The sequence below is a fragment of the Marivirga arenosa genome (assembly GCF_030503895.2).
GTDB classification, from domain to species: domain Bacteria; phylum Bacteroidota; class Bacteroidia; order Cytophagales; family Cyclobacteriaceae; genus Marivirga; species Marivirga arenosa.
This window is the reverse complement of record NZ_CP129970.2, coordinates 903486-922765: the sequence shown is the minus strand read 5'-3', so window position 1 is coordinate 922765 and position 19280 is coordinate 903486. Positions and strand designations below refer to the sequence as shown.

Annotated in this window: 17 protein-coding genes; 10 read left to right on the top strand and 7 right to left on the bottom strand. The window is 34.2% G+C overall.

The window, feature by feature from the left end; genetic code table 11:
- Positions 1-37: 37 nt before the first annotated feature.
- Complete coding sequence (locus tag QYS48_RS04055; protein ID WP_308357621.1) at positions 38-826, top strand: DNA-formamidopyrimidine glycosylase family protein; 789 nt, start codon at positions 38-40, stop codon at positions 824-826.
- 325 nt (positions 827-1151) lie between these two features.
- Here the strand turns inward: QYS48_RS04055 and QYS48_RS04050 are convergent, their stop codons facing one another.
- The 3 genes from QYS48_RS04050 to QYS48_RS04040 all read right to left on the bottom strand — a co-directional run bounded on the left by QYS48_RS04050 (position 1152) and on the right by QYS48_RS04040 (position 3688).
- Positions 1152-1400, bottom strand: a complete 249-nt coding sequence (locus QYS48_RS04050) for a GIY-YIG nuclease family protein (RefSeq protein WP_308357620.1) — start codon at positions 1398-1400, stop codon at positions 1152-1154.
- A 99-nt stretch (positions 1401-1499) separates the two neighbouring features.
- A complete protein-coding gene (locus QYS48_RS04045) occupies positions 1500-2183 on the bottom strand; it encodes a response regulator transcription factor (RefSeq protein ID WP_308357619.1) in 684 nt (227 codons plus the stop codon).
- Complete coding sequence (locus tag QYS48_RS04040) at positions 2180-3688, bottom strand: HAMP domain-containing sensor histidine kinase (protein ID WP_308357618.1); 1509 nt, start codon at positions 3686-3688, stop codon at positions 2180-2182. The genes QYS48_RS04045 and QYS48_RS04040 overlap by 4 nt, the downstream gene beginning before the upstream one ends.
- A gap of 116 nt (positions 3689-3804) precedes the next feature.
- Here QYS48_RS04040 and QYS48_RS04035 point away from each other — a divergent pair, with 116 nt between their 5' ends.
- Both QYS48_RS04035 and QYS48_RS04030 read left to right on the top strand, forming a co-directional pair.
- Positions 3805-4626: a GLPGLI family protein gene (locus QYS48_RS04035; RefSeq protein WP_308357617.1), complete on the top strand. Its 822-nt coding sequence runs from the start codon at positions 3805-3807 to the stop codon at positions 4624-4626.
- 8 nt (positions 4627-4634) lie between these two features.
- The gene (locus tag QYS48_RS04030; protein WP_308357616.1) at positions 4635-7307 is read left to right on the top strand and encodes a carboxypeptidase-like regulatory domain-containing protein; all 2673 of its coding nucleotides are present in this window, start codon (positions 4635-4637) and stop codon (positions 7305-7307) included.
- Positions 7308-7388: 81 nt separating this feature from the next.
- Here QYS48_RS04030 and QYS48_RS04025 read toward each other — a convergent pair whose 3' ends face one another.
- From QYS48_RS04025 to QYS48_RS04010, 4 genes are all read right to left on the bottom strand, one after another.
- On the bottom strand, positions 7389-8216 hold the full coding sequence (locus QYS48_RS04025; RefSeq protein ID WP_308357615.1) for a DUF4197 domain-containing protein: 828 nt from the start codon (positions 8214-8216) through the stop codon (positions 7389-7391).
- A gap of 105 nt (positions 8217-8321) precedes the next feature.
- Positions 8322-9389: an ABC transporter ATP-binding protein gene (locus QYS48_RS04020; protein WP_308357614.1), complete on the bottom strand. Its 1068-nt coding sequence runs from the start codon at positions 9387-9389 to the stop codon at positions 8322-8324.
- Positions 9370-11037: an iron ABC transporter permease gene (locus QYS48_RS04015; RefSeq protein WP_308357613.1), complete on the bottom strand. Its 1668-nt coding sequence runs from the start codon at positions 11035-11037 to the stop codon at positions 9370-9372. Before QYS48_RS04015 ends, QYS48_RS04020 begins: the two co-directional genes overlap by 20 nt.
- A 3-nt stretch (positions 11038-11040) precedes the next feature.
- Positions 11041-12093: a Fe(3+) ABC transporter substrate-binding protein gene (locus QYS48_RS04010; RefSeq protein WP_308357612.1), complete on the bottom strand. Its 1053-nt coding sequence runs from the start codon at positions 12091-12093 to the stop codon at positions 11041-11043.
- A 135-nt stretch (positions 12094-12228) separates the two neighbouring features.
- Between QYS48_RS04010 and QYS48_RS04005 the strand changes: the two genes are divergently transcribed.
- The 7 genes from QYS48_RS04005 (at position 12229) to QYS48_RS03975 (ending at position 19098) form a co-directional block, all read left to right on the top strand.
- A complete protein-coding gene (locus QYS48_RS04005; RefSeq protein WP_308357611.1) occupies positions 12229-13170 on the top strand; it encodes a LysR substrate-binding domain-containing protein in 942 nt (313 codons plus the stop codon).
- A 98-nt stretch (positions 13171-13268) separates the two neighbouring features.
- The gene (locus tag QYS48_RS04000; RefSeq protein ID WP_302103550.1) at positions 13269-13559 is read left to right on the top strand and encodes an SEC-C metal-binding domain-containing protein; all 291 of its coding nucleotides are present in this window, start codon (positions 13269-13271) and stop codon (positions 13557-13559) included.
- A 65-nt stretch (positions 13560-13624) separates the two neighbouring features.
- Positions 13625-14434, top strand: coding sequence for a Cof-type HAD-IIB family hydrolase (locus QYS48_RS03995; RefSeq protein ID WP_302103551.1), 810 nt, complete (start codon positions 13625-13627; stop codon positions 14432-14434).
- 43 nt (positions 14435-14477) lie between these two features.
- The gene (locus QYS48_RS03990) at positions 14478-16004 is read left to right on the top strand and encodes a GH3 auxin-responsive promoter family protein (protein ID WP_308357610.1); all 1527 of its coding nucleotides are present in this window, start codon (positions 14478-14480) and stop codon (positions 16002-16004) included.
- Between the two features lie 54 nt (positions 16005-16058).
- On the top strand, positions 16059-17021 hold the full coding sequence (locus tag QYS48_RS03985) for an SDR family oxidoreductase (RefSeq protein ID WP_308357609.1): 963 nt from the start codon (positions 16059-16061) through the stop codon (positions 17019-17021).
- A gap of 154 nt (positions 17022-17175) precedes the next feature.
- Positions 17176-17415, top strand: a complete 240-nt coding sequence (locus QYS48_RS03980) for a hypothetical protein (RefSeq protein WP_302103552.1) — start codon at positions 17176-17178, stop codon at positions 17413-17415.
- Between the two features lie 171 nt (positions 17416-17586).
- Complete coding sequence (locus QYS48_RS03975) at positions 17587-19098, top strand: NADP-dependent isocitrate dehydrogenase (RefSeq protein ID WP_308357608.1); 1512 nt, start codon at positions 17587-17589, stop codon at positions 19096-19098.
- Positions 19099-19280: the final 182 nt, after the last annotated feature.

The following is a 19280-nucleotide window of genomic DNA, read 5'->3' as shown; positions in this document are numbered from 1 at the left end:
TCTACTAAACATTTTTCTTTCCAGAGGTTATTAAAATATGCCTGAATTACCAGAAGTAGAAAATTATAAGCGATATTTTGATGGCACTTCTTTAGACCAAAAGATAGTGGGTTTTAGCTGTGCTGATGATCGTTTATTGAAACAAGCTAAGGATGATTTTATCAGCCAATTAGTTGGTAAGAAATTCACATCTTCAAAACGAATAGGGAAGTATTTTTTTGTTGAAACTGATGGGGAATCCACCCTAGTCATGCACTTTGGGATGACAGGTAAACTTACTTATTTTAAAGACATAGAAGATAGACCTAAATTTGCTCATATCGTTTTTGAATTTGAGAATGGTTTTCATTTGGGCTTTGAAAATAAGCGAAAGTTTGGCTGGATGGATTTAGCTGATTCGGTTGAATCTTATCAAAAGGAAAAAAAGTTAAGTGAAGATGCAAGAGATTTATCTTGGGATGATTTTTATGCAGCTTTAAAGAATAGAAAAACCTTCATAAAACCTGTTTTATTAGATCAAAGCGTAGCGGCAGGTATAGGCAATTGGATGGCTGATGAAATTCTGTATCAAGCTAAGATTCACCCAGAGAGTAAGCTTGAAGCACTAAAAGAAGATCATCTGAAAACGGTTTTTGAATCGATGAAAAAAGTCATCGAAATGGCCATTGATAAAGAGGCGGTTTATACCGACTTTCCTGAAGATTACTTAATGCATAATCGGAATGAAGGGGGTAAATGTTATCATACTGGTGATGAAATAATAAAAACTAAAGTGGGAGGACGCGCCACCTACATTAGTTCTAAATGGCAAGAAAAGATTCAATAGTAGATTTGAATTTTTCAAGTAAGATTCCTGCCTCCCGATAAATCGGGACAGGTTTCGCAGGAATGACGCTCGGAAAAAACATTTCAAGAAATGTTATCAAAATTCTGCTACAATAATCATATCCGAAATTACTGTTTGCTGTATAGAAACTATCTCAACAATAAGGTAACCAAAGAAAAATGATTTTGAGGGTTAAAGACAATGATCGCAAAGAACGTCATCCCTGCGAAAGCAGGGATCTATTAATTTTTTTATAAAATATATTCTGTACTACTTAAAATCAGCTACTTCTTCATACAAATCTTTAAACGAAGGATTTTGTTCTTTAATAAGTTTTATTTTCCAATCTCTTTTCCATTTTTTTAATTTGTTTTTCCCTGAGAATAGCTTCTTCTATGGAATCGAAAAACTGAAAAAATATCAAGTCGGTGCATTTGTATTTCTTTGTGAACTCTGAACCTTCTCCATATTTATGTTGATAGCTCCTTCTAGCTAAATTTGCTGTCACTCCTGTGTAGAGTACTGTTCTGTTGTAATTGCTCACTATATATACGTAGCCACCTTTAGCGGTCATAGGTTGAAATTTTATGAACTAAGATAGAAAGTTTTATCAAAAAGATTCCTGCCTCCCGATTTATCGGGAGGCAGGGATCTAATTCGCTCGGTTATACTGTTACCCGCAAACCAATTTATATCCGTAACCTCTGATATTCAAAATCTGTAAATCAGGATCTTTTTCAAGTTTTTTACGCAGCTTGCTGATATATACATCCATGCTTCTCGCATTGAAAAAGTCTGCGGATCCCCATAATTTTTCAAGTATAAGCGACCGATCTGTTAATTCATTTTGATGAAGAATTAACTCTTTTAAAACCTCCGATTCTTTACTGGTTAAATAAAGTTCTTCTTGTTCAAATTTTAAAAGCTGCTTACCGGGATGGAAATTATACTTTCCTACTGGAGTCCATTCTTGATGAATAGGATTACTTTTACGTTCTAATAGTGCCTTAACTCTCACTATTAGTTCTTCCATGCTGAAAGGTTTTTTAACATAATCATTGCCTCCTTTTTCGAAGCCTTCAATTACATCTTCTGTTGTTGATTTTGCAGTTAGGAATATGATAGGGATATAGGAATCTGAATTACGGACCTTTTTGGCCAAACTGAAACCATCCAATTTTGGCATCATTACGTCTAAAATGAGTAAATCATAATCCTTTTGCTGATAGCTAAGCCAGGCTTTTTCACCATCTTCACAATGATCTACTTGAAAACCTCTGCTCTCAATGCTTTCTTTTAAAATTAAACCTAATGAAGGCTCATCCTCTGCTAATAAAAGTCTATAGTTTTTCTTCATGGTAAGCAAGCTTCAAAATGCGTTAGATTTTTAGAGATGTGTAACTCTAATTTTCCATCATGTTTTTCAATAACCTTTTTACTATAATAAAGTCCGATACCAAAACCTTTTACATTATGGATATTGCCATGAGGAATTCTGTAAAATTTGTCGAATACCTTTTTAGATTGTGATTTGGATAGATTACCACCATTATCCATCACACTGAAACAATGATGATTTTCTTTAAACTGGTAAGTAAATTGAATTTCATTTCCCCCATATTTTAATGCATTATCAATAAGGTTGGAAAGGGCATTTTCTAAGTGAAACTTATCGGCTTCTAAAATATGATTATTGTCGGCAAAATCACATATTATTTTTTTATCAGTATTATGATTTTGATATCGCTCGATTAATTCTTGGCAGAAAGTTGAAACTTGAATTGCTTCTTTTTTAATCATTAGCTTTTCGCTATCGAGCGTAGCGGTTTCTAATAATTTTTCTACCATAGCATTCATTTTATTGACTTGCTGCTGACCAATGTGAAGATACTTTTTAGTCTTCTCAGGATCATTCTCAGGATTGAAATTTTGTAATGCCTCAACCGAGGTAGAAATGGTGGCTAAAGGTGTTTTAAATTCGTGGGTTATGTTGTTGATTAAATCATTCTTAATCTCGGCTAGATCTTTCTGATTTTTAATCGTTTTGTACAGAAAGCCTAAAACAAAAATTATCAATAGAAAGAAGGCTAATGAGAAGCTACTATTGATAAATCCCTCTTGTAAAATTGCTAATGAAGCATTTTCATATGCAAGATTTACTTTTTCACTTGGAGGTAATAAGTCTTCATCAGCTGTGTAAAGTAGTGGCATGGCTTTAACAAGATCTTCATTATAGCTGCCGATAACAGAATCTTTTTTCAGATGCTGTATACCATAAGTAATATCTAAATTATTTTCTCTTAGTTCATCATTAAAGTAATTACTCAGTAATTCGAAATCTAGGGTGTCTCTGCTAACAGAAATCACAAGTTTATTAGAAATGCTTTTCAATGAGAAAACGCTATCTGCGGCTTTTCTACCCGCCATCATCACGATATCATTCTTTTTATCAAGAAATACTTCTTCTTCCTTAAAGTCCCCTTCAATTACAATTTGGGTAATGTTTAATCCATCTAATTCTTTTACCTTTTTCTCCAGTATTTGGCTTCCTTTTTTGGAGAATGGACTTTCGCTAAACCTTTGAAAGAAATCTCGAGTAATGGCATGACTTAATTCTGAGCTGTCAGTTTTAACTTTCTTTTTACTTCCTTCTTGGATATCAGTAATGACGATCACATCTGATTTTGATAATTCATCAAAATAATTTTTCAGAGCAGTATCGAATGCCAAAGTCACATCCTGAGTGAAATTATAATAGGCCTCCTTATAATTTTTAATAAAATAAAAACCATGAAATAATATAGCAGCAGTAAAAACTGTGATTATTAATATTCCGATCGCTTTGAATTTTCTTGAATTCATACTGCAAGATAAAGAAAAGCAATTAGCCAAATTCTGATTTAACACTCTTTAACATTCATTAACATTGTTTGAAAGCCAGCTTTAGTTGATTTGTATCAAACAAAAAAACAATGATCATGAAATATCTAATTCTTACCCTATGTGGCCTATTCGTTTACACTCTATCAGACGCACAGCAATTTAGCGGTACCGCTACTTTTAAAAGTAGCAGTCAGATAGAACTTTCTTTAGATTCTACTGCTATGTCACCTCAGCAAATGCAGGCTTTAAAGCAGCAGTTGATGAAAAAGATGCAGAAAACCTACAAATTAAAATTCAATGCAAAAGAGTCTCTATGGGAACAGGAAGAAAGTGTAGATTCTGGCCCTGCAAAGGCTTCTTCAGGTGGAATGGAGCTAGCAATAATGGATGGCAGTTCCAAGGATAAAATGTACAGGAATTTAGAAGCTAAAGAATATAGAAATAGCCAGGAGATAATGGGTAAAAGATTTCTAATTGTTGATAGCCTACCGAATTATGAGTGGGAGATTACGAATGAAAGCAAAAAAATTGGTGATTATAACTGTCAAAAAGCTATTTACACCAGAATTTCAGATGCTAAAAGATTTGCAACAGGAATGGATGAGATGGAAGTAATTAAAGATACTACAAAAGTTGAAGCCTGGTTTACCATGGATATTCCAGTAGCTCATGGGCCAGTTCAATATTTTGGATTACCAGGTTTAATTCTTGAGTTAAAATCTAATGGCAGACATTTTATATGCACAGAAGTAAGTATGAATTATAAGGAAGTTGAAGAAATTAAAGTGCCTGATCAAGGAAAAGTGGTGACGAATGATGAATTTGAGAGTATTTCTGAAGAGAAGATGAAAGAGATGATGCAACGTTATCAAGGTCACGGGAATGATTCGAATATTGAAATTGTAATTGGCGGATAATCCTTGCTATGAAGACTTTTATACATCTCATTTTAATTACAGGCTTACTCATATTCTCATTTAGCACTTCAGCCCAGGAAAAGGACTACTATCAATTGAAAGGTAGAGTAATAGATTCGCTCAATCAATCAATTCCATATGCTAACGTTTTATTAAAGGATACTACAACCAATGCTATTAAAGCTTTTGCAGTAACCGATGAGGAAGGTCGTTTTAAAATGACAATTCAAATGGAACAGCCTTATGAATTAAGGGCAAGCTTTGTGGGTTTTGTCCCCTTTATTCGAAATATTGTCACTGATCCTAGTAAAGTGCAGGATATTTTGATTCAATTATCACAGGATGAAGGCTTACTGAATGAGGTGCAAGTGGTGAAAGAGATGCCTGTTACCATGTCTGGGGATACTTTAATTTATAAAACTGAAGCTTTTACTACTGGAAAAGAAAGAAAGTTAGAGGATGTTCTAAAGGAATTACCAGGTGTTGAAGTTGATGAGGATGGGAGTGTAAAAGTTCAAGGTAAAAGAGTGGATAAATTACTGGTGGAAGGGAAGCAGTTTTTTGATGGCGATAGTAAAATGGCGATTAAGAACCTGCCTGCTAAGGCTATCGATAGAGTGCAGGTGCTTAAAAATTATCAAGATAACTCCACTTTGAGAAATGTTAATACTAATGAAAATTTGGCTATGAATATTACGCTCAAAGAAGATCAAAAATCTTTAGTATTTGGAGATGTTAGTTTGGGTGGAGGTCCTAAAAATAGCTATGCAGGTCACGCAAATGCATTTTACTACAGTGATGATTTAAGTGTGAATGCAATTTTAGACGCTAATAATATAGGGAAGCAAGCCTTCAATTATAATGACTTTCAAAGAATGCGTCAGGCTCAAAATCCTTGGGGAATTCAATCAGGAGCTTTGAAAATTGAAGATCAAAATAATGGAAATGCAATTCCTCAAAAAGATAGAACTCAAGTCCAATCTTTGAGAAGTGCTTTTACAGGCTTAAATATAGCTTTTCAACCTTCAAAAAAGTGGCAGCATCAAGCATATCTAATTGCAAACAATGCGGAGGTTGATGAAAAACAAATTCAACAAAGACGCTTTTTAAGTGAGCAGGCTCCTGAACCAGAAAATAGTGAAAGTAATCAAATACAGAATTATGGAAATGTGCTGGGACAATACCAAGTAGATTATGTGCCTTCCCCATTTAGTAATTGGCAATATAAAAGTCAATGGCTTGGCAATAGAATATCAGGAAATCAGAATATAAAATCTAGCTGGGCGGATGGACAACTTAGCGATATAGTGAACGATAGTGATGAATGGAGCTGGAATCAACAATTAAATTATTATACTCAGATCAGTCCGGATCACATATTTTCAATAGAAAACCAATTTTTATGGCGCAATGAAAATGGTCAAAATGAGTGGGATTTACTATATGGATTGAATTCTGAGCAAGACTCTTCCATTTTCAGAGAGGAATTCTCACAAAAAAATACGAAAACACTGCAGTCAGAACTTCATTATTATTGGATATGGAACAATAAAAATCATTTAGATTTATCCATGTCCTATCAATATCAGAGTACTGATTTTAATCAAAATTTATTTGATGAGGAAAACCTAGATTTAGTGGATTATAAAATTGATAATTCAAGAGTGTGGTCAAATTCTGCAGTTGGTGCTCAATGGAAATCTAGAGTAGGTAGCTTTTTGTTCTTACCAGGGGTTAGTTACTTCTATTTAAACGATCAGAGGGATGCATTGAATAATGGTGAAAATAATGATAGGATTAGCAATCATTATGTGCTACCTAATTTTAGAGTAAAGTATGATATCAATAGTGTTCAGGGATTAAATTTAGTGTACAAGCAAAATGTAAGAAGTCCACAAATAGAATGGTTGAGTAATGCAATACAATTAAGGTCATACCAAAATATATTCAGTGGAGATACAAATTTGCAGCCAGCATTTTATAATATGCTTGAATTGAATTATCATTTCTTCAATTTATTTAATGGGATGAATGCTTTTTTCAGAGCTTCATATAATCAGGTTCAATATTCATTTCAGGAGGCCACTGATTTTAATGGACTCATAAATAATTCTTCCTTAATTAATAGTGGGGAACCGCAAAATGATGCACAATATAGTGGAAGATTGGATAAGAGGTTCAAATCATTTCGATTGACTTATGAATCGAATGGTATGTATCAAGAATATGCTAATCAGGTAAATGGTGAATTGTTAGACAATGAACAGTGGAGTTTGAACAATAGTCTTGCATTTCAAACCAATCTTGGTAAACATATCACCAGCAGTATAAAGTACTCGCTTCAAAATAATGAGTATACTAATGGGGATTCACAAAATGAATTCAATCTTCAAAGGTTTACTAACAAATGGGAGTCTAAATGGAGTGATAATTTTGAATTTGATTTCGAAATAGAATATCAAATATATGCCGGCACTAATACGAATAGTGACTGGTGGATAGCGAACTCCGAATTGAGTTATGAAATACCAAATTCAGCATTTCGACTAGATGCTCAAGTGTATAACTTATTAGATACAAAATCGGTGAATCGTGATTATCTATCAGAATATTTTGTGAGTACTTATCAAAATTTTATTCAAGGTAGAAGGATGATGTTTAGCGTGAATTATAATTTTTAATTAAAAAAAGGTTACTTAAAATAAAAAAAAAGCCTGCAAAATCAATTTGCAGGCTTTCCTTTTAGCTAACAATTATTTGTTCTAATCTAACAAGCCAAAGACTTCTCTCAAAATATCATTAACTCTAGCATTAACATTATTTCTAATATTAGCTTCTTCATCCTGTACCTTTAAGAATAGTCCATCTAATCCTCGAGTAGTTGCATAGGCTGAAATATCCGATTCTTCTATTGTATTTATATTAGCAAGTGAGCCAATTGAATTTCCTAAGACGCTAGTATTTAGGATGTTGTTATACTCGGAGACAAAATTACTGTAGAGAGCTTCAACAGTACGATCTCCTATTTTTACCTGATTAACAGCATTATTCACTTTTGGCTCAAATGTATTGAATAATGATTCATAAGTATTGTCAATTAAATAAGCGGTAGCTGCTGTATCTGATCCATATAAAATGCTTTCCGCATCAGCGATTGTAATTCCTCTGATTGCGTCAAAAAAGATAGGGCCAGCTTCTTTTGCAGCTTCTTCAGCTGCTCTGTTTAAGCCTAATATTAATTCTTCTTCTTTACTGGCTAAACTATTAATTCCTAAAGAAGGTACTCCTTGATTATAAATTGTTTCACCAGTTAATGTACCAAATAACGGGACATTAATTTCAATTGCTTTAAGTGCTGCAATTTGTGATTCTAGTTCATCGGGGAGTAAAATTTTAACAGCTTCATCTTTTAAATAGCCATCAACAACTGCCAATTTGGAAGTAGCAGTATCAGTTCCAACCCGTAAGGCTTCTTTCAGTCCTTCAGCGATGTTAATATTCGCGGGTTCTTCTAGGGCTTCATTTAGTAAATCACATGAGGATACCAAAAGGATTGAAAGTATTAGGCTAAGTGAGAATAGATTTTTCATAACTCGAATATTTATTGAATATAAATATCACAAATATTTAGCCAAAAAATAGAATTGAGATGGTTGAATTTTACGCTCAAGTAATAAATGGAAGGATATTACATATTAACTTACCAAGCCAGGATACCAGCATGTATCCAATACATGAATTTTGGAAGGATTAAATCTTAGGAAGATTTCATCTCCTTTTTCAAAAAGAATTTTTTCATGGGCATGAATTACCACATGTGTTTCAGCTCCGATATCGGCATGCACTTGTTGATGATCTCCGAAGTATTGTGCTAAGACTACTTTTGCGGGAAAAGTTCCTTCTTTATGGTCAGTACATATATCAATATTTTCGGGTCTGATGGCAATTAATACTTGCCCTGTCTTATCGGTTTTACTTCCTGCAATAGGGCCTGCTTTTAATTTATAAATCCCATCTTCAGCAGTAGCGTTCATGGCGTTTATTTTACCAAAAAAGCTTGCTACATAAAGGTTTTTAGGGGTTTCATATAATTCACGAGGAGTTCCTACTTGCTGAATTTTACCGTCCTTTAAAATGGCGATCCTATCAGCAGAAGAAAGTGCATCCCGCATGTCATGGGTTACGAATAGCGCAGTTGCTCCTGCTTTTTTAATGATGTTTCGAACTTCTTCCCGAACCTGATCTTTTAAAACAGCATCAAGATTACTAAATGGCTCATCTAATAAAATCAAACCTGGATTTGGGGCTAGTGCTCTTGCTAAAGCTACTCTTTGCTGCTGGCCGCCAGATAAGTGATGAGGAAACCTATTAGCATAACTACTTAGGCCGACCATATCAGTTACCTCTCTTACCCTTTCTTTTAGGTTGGGAAATTGTTTTTTAGAAAGTCCGAATTTAATGTTTTCAGCAACTGTAAGATGAGGGAATAAAGCATAGTCTTGAAAAACCATCCCTATTTTTCGCTTTTCAGGTTTCATGCTGAAATTATCATCCACCACCTTGTCACCATTTATCAATATTTGGCCTTTGTCTGCTTCTTCAAATCCAGCGATAAGTCTTAGCAAGGTAGTTTTCCCACTTCCGCTTTCACCAACTAGTGCTAATAACTCCCCTTTATTCACTGTTAAATTTGCATCATTAACAGCGTATTGGAGTTTCTTACCAAATCTCTTATGTAAATTTTTAATTGATAATACTTCCATCAGCTTTCGTTGATTTCATTAAACGGTTAAGTATGATAATAGGTATGGTACCAATTATAATAATAATTAATGATGGTGTTGCTGATTCAGCAATTAATTCATCACTAGCCAATTCATAGGCTTTGGTGGCTAAAGTATGGAAATTAAAAGGTCTTAGAATTAAGGTTAAGGGTAATTCTTTTAAAATATCTACAAAAATTAAGATGCCTCCAGATATTAAGGCCCCTTTGATCAAGGGAAGGTTTACTTTCATTAAGGTTTTGAATGATCCTGCACCTAATGAATAAGAAGCTTCATCAATACTACTGCCAGTCTTTTTAAATGCAGCCTCTATTGGATTTAAAGAAACTGTTAAGAAGCGAACGATATAGGCAAAAGTTAGAGCGAAAATAGTCCCGCTAAATATCAAACCTATTTTCATGTCGAAGCTTTCTTCCCAGGTGTTAATTAAGAATTTATCTAAACCTAATAAAGGAATCATAATGCCAATGGCAATTACTGCGCCCGGAATTGAATAGCCCATTGCTGCGAACTTCGCTAAAAAGCTGAAAAATCTATTTTTATTTACTTTAACAGCAAATAAAATAATAACTGAGATACTAACACAAAGTATTGCTGCAATTATAGCTAGCCCAAAGCTATTAGCCATTAAAATAAGGAAGTCAAAATCTAATATTTTTTTAATGGTTTGGAATGACCACAGAATTAATTGAAAAACAGGAGCCAGGAATCCCAGGAATAATGGGATGAAACAAACCAACCAGGCAAAAAACTTCTTCCATCCTTTTAGCTGGTATCTTTTTAATTGCCTTCCAATTCTTGCACCTTCATCAAACTTTACTCTTCCACGCTGAAATCTTTCAGCCATAATCATAATGAAAATAAAGCCCATTAAAATGCCGGAAAGATTAATGGCTGAATTAGGATCCCCAAACGAAAACCAGGCTCTAAAGATACCGGTTGTAAAGGTGTTGATGCCGTAATATTTTACTGCCCCATAATCATTTAAAACTTCCATCATAACCAATGAAAGTCCTCCAATGATAGCCGGTCTACTAATGGGTAAGGCTATTCTAAAAAAGGTAGTCCATGAAGAGCTTCCTAAAATTCTGGAAGCTTCTAATAAAGTAGCAGATTGACTGATAAAGCTTGACCGCGCTACTACGTATACATAAGGGAATAATACTAATGACATTACGATGGCCACTCCCCAGAAATTCATTATATCAATATAGATTACTTCTGAGAGACCAATATCTCTCAAAAACACTTGAATTGGGCCTGTATAATCGAATATGCCAGCATAAGTATAAGCGGCTATGTAAGTAGGAATTGCAAGTGGTAATATTAGCATCCATTCAAAATGTCTCCTTAAAGGAATTCTGCAAGTGCTCACTATCCACGCTGAAGATAAACCTAATAATAAGGTGAGAAAACTAACCACGATAACAAGCCCAATAGAATTAATGATGTAATTGGTTAATACTGTGTCAACCAAATGAGACCATACACTATCTGTCGTTTCATCAAATAGCTTAAAAAAAAGGGTATAAATAGGTAAGCCAATAATCAGAACCAATGCAATTAATGCAAAGGCCCAACCATTGGCATACTTTTTATATTTTGAAATGGATTTTAGCTTACTCACAAATTACTTCCAACCCGCTCTGTCAAATATTTTAACTGCTAAATCATTCTTTTCACCCAAAACTGATAAGTTAAGGCTGTCTTGTTTGAATTCACCCCAAGCCTTTAAAGTAGGTGCCCATTCAACTTTTTGGTTTACAGGATATTCATAATTCACACCAGCAAAAACTTTTTGAGCTTCTTCAGAAACTAAGAATTCAATAAATTTGATCGCGTTTTCTTTATTTGGAGCATATTTAGCAACTCCGGCACCACTTACATTAATGTGAGCACCTCTTCCATCCTGATTTGGAAACAAGATTTCAACTGCTTCAGCTACTTTTACTTCTTCTTCACTTGAAGAGTTTAACATTTTACCTAAGTAATAAGTGTTTGATACAGCAACATCTCCTTCTCCGGCAAAAACAGCTTTTATTTGATCTCTATCTCCACCTTTAGGGTCTCTTGCCATATTTTCAACTACACCTTCTGCCCATGCAGTTGCAGCTTCTTCTCCATTATGAGCAATTATAGAGGCCATTAATGATTGATTATAGATATTAGATGAAGAACGGATTAATAATCTTCCTTTAATTTCAGGATTAGCGAGTGCTTCGTAAGTCGAAATTTTCTCTGGAGAGATGTTTTCTGGATTGTAAACAATTACTCTTCCTCTCACTGTAAGTCCAAACCAATTATTGTCTACATCTCTAAGATTAGCAGGAATAGTAGTATTTAAATTTTCAGATTCAACTGATTGTAATAATCCTGCTTCTTTGGCTCTATGTAACCTACCTGCATCCACAGTAATCAAAACATCAGCTGGAGAATTTTCCCCTTCTAATTTCATTTTCTGAATTAATTCATCTGCATTGGCATTTACAACATTTACTTTAATGCCTGTTTTTTCTTCAAAATCTTTGAAAAGTTGCTGATCAGCTTCGTAATGCCTATGTGTATAAACATTTACTTCTTGGTTTTCATTTTCTGATGCTGACTCACCTTCCTTGTTTGAAGTTGATTGGCTACATGACCAAATTGTAGCTAAGGCAAAAATTGTTATTAAAATATGTCTCATTATTATAGGAGCGTTTAAAATTCGAGTGCAAATTTAATCATAATTGGATTAATTCTAAATAATAGCGGTATTATTTTAGAGCAATTAATTAAATTGCAACCGTAAATATTTCATACCCAAAAATAGTTTGAATACATGAAAGCGACCATTTCTCAATTAGAGTACATTATTGCTTTAGATACTTATCGTCATTTTGGAAAGGCAGCCGAAAACTGCTTCATCACACAACCTACTTTGAGTATGCAAATCAATAAGTTAGAGGATAACTTGGGTGTGAAGATATTTGACAGAAGCCGTCAGCCTGTAGTGCCCACTGAATTAGGTGCAATGATACTAGAGCAAGCAAGGAAAGTTGTGACGGAGGCTAAAAAGATGGAGGAGATCATTGAAGATCAAAAATTGGAAGTGTCAGGAACCCTGAAAATAGGCGTAATTCCAACCATCGCACCTTATTTATTACCATTGTTTGCCAAAAGCTTTATGGATAAATATCCTTCTATTCAAATTCAGGTAGAAGAACTCATTACAGAAGATACTTTAGCTAAAATTAAATCTGAAGCATTAGATGTAGGAATAGTAGTTGGGCCATTAAATGATAAAGCGCTTCGTGAAATACCGATCTACTATGAAAAGTTTTTTGGTTATGCGAATAAGACTGATCTCGAGCCTCAGGATAAACTTATAACAGGAGAAGATTTACAAAATAATGAATTGTGGTTACTGAATGAGGGCCATTGCTTTAGAGAGCAGGTTTTAAATATTTGTCAAAATAGAAATTTTGATAATGTATTAAACTATCAAAGTGGTTCTTTGGAAGCTTTGAAAAGAATGGTGGATAAACAAGGCGGGGTAACGCTATTGCCTGAATTGGCTACTTTAGATTTGACAGATGAAGACAAAAAGAAATTAAGGTACTTTAAAAAGCCTACTCCTTTTAGAGAAGTAAGCTTGGTGATGAAAAGAGATTATTTGAAAAGAAGAATAATAGAAGCCCTTCAAAAAGAAATAATTGATCACCTTCCAATTGAAATGAAACAAAGGGAAGAAAATGAATTACAGGTGATTAATTGGAGATAAAGTATTTTTTATCCTAAAATTCAATGATCTCTACTCATCTTTGCTGCATCATATTTAATTTTTTTGTAGTTTAATACAGTCAAAAGCTGATATTAAATATGAAAAAAGATATAGGAAGAAATGATCCTTGTTATTGTGGAAGTGGTAAGAAGTACAAAAACTGCCATATGGGTAAAGAATCCGCAGGAATCAATAACAATAAAAACTTAATGTATATTGCTATCATGGTAGTGATAGTGGCGATCGCTGGCTTTTCAATTTATTATAATGCGCAGCAAACTCCTGTTCAGAATACAAATTCACAAAGCACTCCAGTTCCACCGCCACCAGGTGAAGCACCTCCTGGTAAAGTATGGTCATCTGCTCATGGCCATTGGCACGATAAATAAAAGGTCTCATTGCTTTGAACTTCCATAAAAGCATTAGTTTTGTGTCGTAAAATTCTAATAGCCTTATGTTCAAAGCAATTTGTACTGATATCGATGGTACTTTACTAAATCCAGACAGAAAGCTTTCACAGCGAACAATCGATATCATTAAAAGTATAAAAGATGATGTGCATATCATTTTAGCATCTAGTAGGATGCCGGCTGCAATGCGTCATCTTCAACAAACTTTAGAGATTATGGATCAGCCTTTAATTTGTTATAATGGCGGATTTATCATTTCTCAGAAAGAAGGAGTTAAAGTTTTGGACTCTGTTAGCATTCCATTTGATCTAACAAATTATATCGCAAATTGGAGCCACGGTAAAAATTTGCATGCTAGTTTTTATGTTGAAGATGAATGGTATGCACCTACTGAAGATCAGTGGACAAAAAGAGAGGTAAACAATACTCAAGTTCAAGCTAGCATATTGCCGGGCCTTGAACTCATGAAAAGTTGGGAAGCCTCTCAAATAGGCGCTCATAAAATAATGTGCATGGGAGAGCCAGCCCTTATAGATGCTTTGATTGAGGATTTAAAAAGTCAAAAAGCACCCCTTCACTTATACAGATCAAAAGATACCTATCTTGAAATAGCTCCTTTAGCAATATCAAAAGCAAGTGCATTAAATCAATTATTGGACAAAGAACTCAATATCGAGATGAAGGATGTGATTGCTTTTGGTGATAATTATAATGACATAGAAATGTTAACGGCTGTTGGATGTGGCGTAGCAGTAGGGAATGCCAAAGAGGAAGTGAAAAGTATTGCCAATGAAATTACGCTGCCAGGTAAAGAAGATGGAGTAGCAGTAACTCTTGAGAAGTATTTTAGTTAAAAGAAGAATAGATTTTTATTCATCATTTTTCTAAAACTTTTTTATGGAAATCATTAGTAATATTATTAAAGCAGCAATTGAGGTAGGAAGTAAACTTAAGCGCCATGAAACTCCAGTTGAATCGCAAAAGGAAACCTTAAAGGAGCTACTTCAAAAATCAAAAAATACTGCCTTTGGTAAATATTACGGATTTGAATCTTTATTAAACACTAAAAACTTTCAGCAAGAATTTGCGAAGGAGATTCCCTATCATGATTATGATGATATGGAATTCTGGTGGAGAAAATCATATGAGGGGAAGCCTGATATTTGTTGGCCAGGAAAAGTAGATAATTTTGCGGTAAGCTCAGGCACTACGGGGCATAGTAAACATATACCCGTGACGGATGAAATGTTGGAAAGCATTCGTAATGCTGGTTTGCAGCAGGTATTGAGTTTATCTAATTTTAAAGATCTCCCTGAAAGCTTTTATACTAAGCAAATTCTAATGCTAGGCTCTAGCACTAATCTAGATGAAAAAGCAGGACATCTTGAAGGTGAAATAAGTGGGATAAGCGCTGCAAATATACCAAATTGGTTTCATGCTTTCTATAAACCAGGTCAAGAAATAAGCAGTATCGATGATTGGGATAGCAGAGTTGAAGCCATTGCAAAAGAAGCCAAAAATTGGGATATAGGATCTATTTCCGGAATTCCTTCCTGGATTGAACTAATGCTCCAGCGTGTGATGGAATATAATAAGGTTGATTCTATCCATGATATTTGGCCGAATCTTGCGGTTTATACTTCTGGTGGTGTAGCACTTGATCCCTACAAAAAAAGCTTTGAGAAGCTATTCAGTAAACCAGTACAATACATCGATACTTATCTAGCCTCTGAGGGTTATTTGGCTACTCAGGTAAGGCCTGAAACAGATGCTATGCAGCTGATTCTGGATAATGGTGTCTATTTTGAATTTGTGCCCTTTGATGAAGATAGCATATTAGAATCAGGAAAGATAAATCCAGAGAAAAAAGCACTCAACATTTCTCAGGTTGAAGAAGGTAAAGAGTACATTTTATTGATATCAACTTTAAGTGGAACCTGGCGCTATATGATTGGGGATACCATAAAATTTACTGATGTAGATCGATCAGAAATAAAAATTACAGGCAGAACAAAATTCTTTCTTAACGTTGTGGGTTCTCAACTTTCAGTCAATAAAATGGATGATGCTATTGAAAGTTTAAATGAAGAATTTCCTATTAATATTAAAGAATTTACTGTGGCTGCAGTTAAAGAAAATGATGAATACATTCACCATTGGTATTTAGGAGTAGAGGATTTGAATAAAAATTTTGATCATTCAGAAATAAAAAATCATTTAGACCAAAAGCTTAAGCATAATAATAAGAATTATAAAGTTGCTCGGGATAAGGCATTAAAAGATGTTAAAGTTGATATTGTTTCTGTAGATCAATTTATTGCTTGGAATGATCAGAATAAGAAAAAGGGCGGGCAAGTAAAGATGGCTAAAGTTATGAAAGAGGAGGCCTTTAGAGAATGGCAGGAATTTATAGCCAATCAATAAGTCCGAATAGAATAGAGTTTATATCTTTGCCTTCAATTCAAATAAGCTTTAAGGATGTCAAAAAAGAATATCATAATTACTGGCGGTGCAGGTTTTATAGGCTCTAATTTAGTTGCCAAATACCTGGAAGATGACAGAGTAGGCAAAGTAAGAGTAATTGATAACCTCTCAAATGGATATTATAGTAATATCAAAGAATTTGAAGGACATCCGAAATTTGAGTTTTTTGAAGAGGATATCTGTGATTATAATAAGATGTTGGAATTGACCAAAGGCTTTGATTTAATTAGTCATCAAGCTGCATTAGGATCAGTTCCGCGCTCTATAGAAAACCCAATGTTAAGTACTAAGGTGAATATTGATGGAACAGTCAATATTTTGCACGCTGCAGTACAGAATAAAATTGATAGGGTAGTTCTAGCTTGTTCTTCCAGTACTTATGGAGATAGCCCTAACTTACCTAAGCAAGAAGATATTATCGGAAAGCCCTTAAGTCCGTATGCAGTTACTAAATATGCAGTAGAATTATATGCTGAAGTATTTCAGAAAACCTATGGATTAGATTTTATTGGCTTACGCTATTTCAACATTTTTGGCCCCAGGCAAAATCCGGACAACCCTTATGCTGCGGTAATACCGATCTTTTGTAAAGCTTTTATTCACGATAATACGCCTACCATAAATGGTGATGGTCATACCAGTAGAGACTTTACTTTTGTTGAAAATGCATTGCATGCAAATGATTTGGCCTTATTTACTGAAAATAAGGAAGCTTTAAATCAAATTTACAATGTAGCTTGTGGTGACCAGATGAGCCTAAATGATATGATTTCTTTATTGAATGAAATTAGTGGCAAATCAATTGAGCCAAATTATGGGCCAGAACGACCAGGAGATGTAAAACACTCTAAAGCGGATATTTCTAAAATTGAAAACCTTTTAGGTTATACGCCACAAGTTCGTTTTAAAGAAGGTTTGGCGAGAGTATATGATTGGTATAAAGAAATGGGCTTTTAAGGGGAATGCTAACTTAATCCTGAGGGACTTGTAAAACATCATCTATAATTAATCTTTTTTAATCTTCGTAAATTTATAGTCGAATCATTTAACAATTTGATTATAAATTGATTATATTTTGAATGCTTTCATTCTATACTTTGTATTAATAGAAATGCTAAAGACATTCATCAATTATATCGTTGAGCATCCTGATTACCTTGTGCTAACCGCTAGCTGTGCATTTCTTGTGTCTTATTTTATAAGATGGATGTTTAAAAATGGTAACAATTCTGATGATGATGAAGGAGGAGGAGGTGGAGGTTCTAATGAAAATGATGATGATCCTGTTTTAGATTTACCGCCTGGTGTTTGCTTACCTAAGGACAAACCAGAACCTGAATTGATGTCTTGATATTTAATACTTCATCTTAAAACTTACAAGCACTTTGATTCCAAAGCCTTGTACACTATTTTTGCAATAATTTTCATGGGGAATCAACTATATAAAGAAAATTTAGTTTATATAACCCTAAGAGTACCCATCGTTGTGAAATAATATTTTATAGAACATAAAAATCCAGTCATGAAAGATTCTGTTAATGCAGATTATTTAAAGAAAACCACCAAGCCGCTGCCGATAGTGGTCGCAAAAGGTGATGGAATTGGTCCTGAAATCATGGATGCAACCCTTAGAATTTTAGATGCCGCTAATGTTACTTTAGATGCAGATCATATCGAAATAGGAGAGCAAGCCTATTTATCAGGTAATACATCAGGAATTCCAGAAAGTGCTTGGGAAGCTATTCATAAAAAGAAAGTGATTTTAAAAGCCCCAATCACCACACCTCAAGGTTCAGGTTACAAAAGTTTAAACGTAACCATCAGAAAATCTTTAGGTTTATTTTCTAATGTGCGTCCAGCAGTATCTTATCATCCGATTGTAGAAAGTAAGCATCCGGTGATGGATTTAGTAGTAGTAAGAGAAAATGAGGAGGATTTATATGCAGGGATTGAGCACCAGCAAACTGATGAAGTAGCGCAATGCTTGAAGTTAATTAGCAGACCTGGTTCTGAGAAAATTTGTCGTTATGCCTTCGAGTATGCAAAAAAGTATAATCGTAAAAAAGTAACTTGTTTGGTGAAAGATAACATCATGAAGGTTACGGATGGCTTATTCCATAGCGTATTTAAAGAAGTAGCGAAAGAATATCCAGATATTCAGGCAGAAAGTCAAATAATTGATATCGCTACAGCCAGAATTGCAAACCGACCTGAAGAATATGATGTAATTGTTACCTTAAACCTCTATGGTGATATCGTTTCAGATGTAACAGCTGAAATTTCTGGTTCTGTTGGTTTAGCAGGATCTTCTAACATAGGAAAAGATTATGCCATGTTTGAAGCCATACATGGTTCTGCTCCTGATATTGCAGGTAAAGGAATTGCAAACCCGTCAGGCTTATTACACGGGGCTATTCAAATGCTACAATATTTTGGTGAAGTAGAAAAGGCTGCATTAATCCACAATGCATGGTTAACCACTATGGAAGATGGTATTCACACTGGCGAGATTTACAAAGAAGGACACAGTAAACAAAAAGTAGGTACTAAAGAGTTTGCGGATGCTGTAATAGAAAGATTAGGTCAGGTTCCCGAACAGTTCAAGAAAATTGAAGTAAAAGAAGGCGAAGACTTTAGAATTAATATCGATATAAAATCACCAGCTCCAAAAGAGAAAAAATTAGTTGGGGTTGATATTTTTATTGACTCAAGAGATAGAGATGCTAATAAGTTTGGAGATTTATTAACAAAAAACTCTAAAGATATCTTAAAACTTAAAATGGTAACGAATAGGGGAGTTAAAGTATATCCAAATGGTATGGATTCAACTTTCTGTACGGATCATTGGAGATGCAGATTTATTTCTAAAAATGCTGAGATAGTGGAAGGTAAACCAGATTATAAAACTATAGATTATAAAGAGGTATTAGAATTGATGAACAAGCTAAACCAAGATGGTTATGACATCATCAAAACTGAAAACCTATATACTTTCGATGGTAAATTAGGTTTCTCTTTAGGACAAGGAGAATAAAAATTATAATTCAAGCGAAGGCGTTTTAAGCCTTCGCTTTTTTTATTTTAACCAAAACCCATTCCTATCTTCAAATTCCACACTCAAGAATTGAATCTTTCAATTTTACAATTTGTTGCTTTAAACCTGATAATGTATTTATATCTGTATTGAAAATGATATATTTGCAACTTACTTGCTTA

Coding starts and splice junctions, on each gene's coding strand:
- QYS48_RS04055 (WP_308357621.1), top strand. CDS start 38: ATGCCTGAATTACCAGAAGTAGAAAATTATAAGCGATATTTTGATGGC.
- QYS48_RS04050 (WP_308357620.1), bottom strand. CDS start 1,400: ATGACCGCTAAAGGTGGCTACGTATATATAGTGAGCAATTACAACAGA.
- QYS48_RS04045 (WP_308357619.1), bottom strand. CDS start 2,183: ATGAAGAAAAACTATAGACTTTTATTAGCAGAGGATGAGCCTTCATTA.
- QYS48_RS04040 (WP_308357618.1), bottom strand. CDS start 3,688: ATGAATTCAAGAAAATTCAAAGCGATCGGAATATTAATAATCACAGTT.
- QYS48_RS04035 (WP_308357617.1), top strand. CDS start 3,805: ATGAAATATCTAATTCTTACCCTATGTGGCCTATTCGTTTACACTCTA.
- QYS48_RS04030 (WP_308357616.1), top strand. CDS start 4,635: ATGAAGACTTTTATACATCTCATTTTAATTACAGGCTTACTCATATTC.
- QYS48_RS04025 (WP_308357615.1), bottom strand. CDS start 8,216: ATGAAAAATCTATTCTCACTTAGCCTAATACTTTCAATCCTTTTGGTA.
- QYS48_RS04020 (WP_308357614.1), bottom strand. CDS start 9,389: ATGGAAGTATTATCAATTAAAAATTTACATAAGAGATTTGGTAAGAAA.
- QYS48_RS04010 (WP_308357612.1), bottom strand. CDS start 12,093: ATGAGACATATTTTAATAACAATTTTTGCCTTAGCTACAATTTGGTCA.
- QYS48_RS04005 (WP_308357611.1), top strand. CDS start 12,229: ATGAAAGCGACCATTTCTCAATTAGAGTACATTATTGCTTTAGATACT.
- QYS48_RS04000 (WP_302103550.1), top strand. CDS start 13,269: ATGAAAAAAGATATAGGAAGAAATGATCCTTGTTATTGTGGAAGTGGT.
- QYS48_RS03995 (WP_302103551.1), top strand. CDS start 13,625: ATGTTCAAAGCAATTTGTACTGATATCGATGGTACTTTACTAAATCCA.
- QYS48_RS03990 (WP_308357610.1), top strand. CDS start 14,478: ATGGAAATCATTAGTAATATTATTAAAGCAGCAATTGAGGTAGGAAGT.
- QYS48_RS03985 (WP_308357609.1), top strand. CDS start 16,059: ATGTCAAAAAAGAATATCATAATTACTGGCGGTGCAGGTTTTATAGGC.
- QYS48_RS03980 (WP_302103552.1), top strand. CDS start 17,176: ATGCTAAAGACATTCATCAATTATATCGTTGAGCATCCTGATTACCTT.
- QYS48_RS03975 (WP_308357608.1), top strand. CDS start 17,587: ATGAAAGATTCTGTTAATGCAGATTATTTAAAGAAAACCACCAAGCCG.